The sequence below is a fragment of the Oceanicella actignis genome (genome assembly GCF_008124525.1).
Lineage (GTDB): Bacteria > Pseudomonadota > Alphaproteobacteria > Rhodobacterales > Rhodobacteraceae > Oceanicella > Oceanicella actignis.
Genome location: NZ_VNHJ01000030.1, coordinates 1 through 1638, shown reverse-complemented (window position 1 = coordinate 1638; position 1638 = coordinate 1). Strand labels below are relative to the sequence as shown.

Sequence of the window (1638 nt, the reverse complement as noted above, 5' to 3'; positions counted from 1 at the left end):
AATACCGAGCGCCCGCATCTGGGCTACCGAAACCAGGGCAGACGCCCCATCGAAACCGTCATGTCATTCGTCAGTCAAGAAGGTTAAGAGAACACTTCGTCTATCGTCAGAGGGGGCCGAGCTTGCTCGTTGCCGACGGACGGCTCAACACGAAGGGACTCGGTGTCGCCTCCCGCTCCAAGACCGGCCGAGGCCGCGCCACCTTGCCGATCTTCCTGCTGGTCCCGCAGGTGAAGCTGCCGAAGCGGCTGGATCTCGACCGGGACGCAGAGCGTGCGCTCGATAGCGTGCCGGGGTTGATCGTGGCGAACTGGGTCGGTGAACGGATAAATTGAGCGTTGCCGTTAGGGTGCCTGTTTGCGGTTCAGATATAGTCTATTGCTGTCATCATGATCACATAATATATAATGAAATTAGCGTTTTATTTTTTTGATAGATTTACCGAAGTTATTTTTATCGAATACACAGAGAAGATCTGGGAGAAAATCTCCCATCCTTGCGGGCAAGAGCGATTTCAACCTTGTTCATAATTGCGTTATTGAAGCGCGGATGGAGTAGGCAAAACTGAAGTTTCTTAGGTAGATTGGACATAGGCCTACGAAGTTGAACATCCGTAGCAAGCCGATCAACATGTACCTTCAAAGCTAGCCGCGCCTCACCCTTCGATGCGCCGATCCTGGCGCGGAACGGTTTATGGAACTTCTCACTCTGGCCATCAAACAACTTGTCAAATCTCTCATCGAGAGATTTTCGAGGAGGGAAACCAATTCCAAGAACCGCGCAGGCTGCACATGAAATAGCAAAATTCTTAAGCCATTCGATATCGGCTTCGCACGATTTTCCGATAGTCTTGGAATTTGGTCTATTTTTATATCGAGGCACTTCCGCCAACGGATCGTGGCTCCAGCCTCGTCCGTTGGGAAATATTAACGTGCTGCCTCCTAAATAGCCACCTTTACCCATCGTTAAGCCTCTGTTTGTGACATCCCGTTTCGACCGTAGCACCCACTATTGGCTGCATCAGTCCGCAGGAATCAAGAAAAATTCCATGCCCACCCCTCGCGAAACCATCTTCGCCGCGCTGCACGCGCGGCTCTCGGCGCTGCCCGTCACCACCCTGCGCGGCGAGGTGTTGCCCGAGCGCGTGCCGGTCGGGGGCCTGCTGATCCTGCGCGACGGCGAGCCGGGAGAGCCTGAGGTCACGCTCTCGCCGCTTGCCTACCACTACCAGCATCGCGCCGAGATCGAGGCGGTCGTGCAGGGCGCCGACCGTGACGCGGCCTTCGATACGCTGATCGCCAGCATCGGCGCGGCGCTCGCCGCCGACCGCACGTTGGGCGGCTTGTGCGACTGGGTCGAAGCGGAAGCGCCGCGCCCCGTCGATCTGCCGGTCGAGGGCGCGGCGAGCCTCAAGGCGGCGGTGATCCCGGTCGTGCTGCACTACACCCTTCTCGACCCGCTGGCCGAGGCTGCGCCTTCGCCGGCGGAGTCGTCGCAGGAGTGGCCAGGCAACACCGTCGCGCTGTGGCTGATCTTCGGCCAGTCGAACGCCGAGGGCTACGCACCCTGGCGGCAGGACCCGGCCAAGGCCGACCCGGCGCAGGCGGTCGCGTTCCTGAGCGCGGCCGAGCGCGCGGT

General features: G+C 58.9%; 2 pseudogenes. Both read left to right on the top strand.

Annotated features, from left to right (window positions below):
• Positions 1–77 precede the first annotated feature (77 nt).
• A pseudogene (locus LY05_RS14995) lies at positions 78–335 on the top strand (DUF6441 family protein); the annotation flags it as partial.
• Positions 336–1048: 713 nt separating this feature from the next.
• Positions 1049–1465, top strand: a pseudogene (locus LY05_RS14990) (acyl-CoA transferase); the annotation flags it as partial.
• Positions 1466–1638 lie beyond the last annotated feature (173 nt).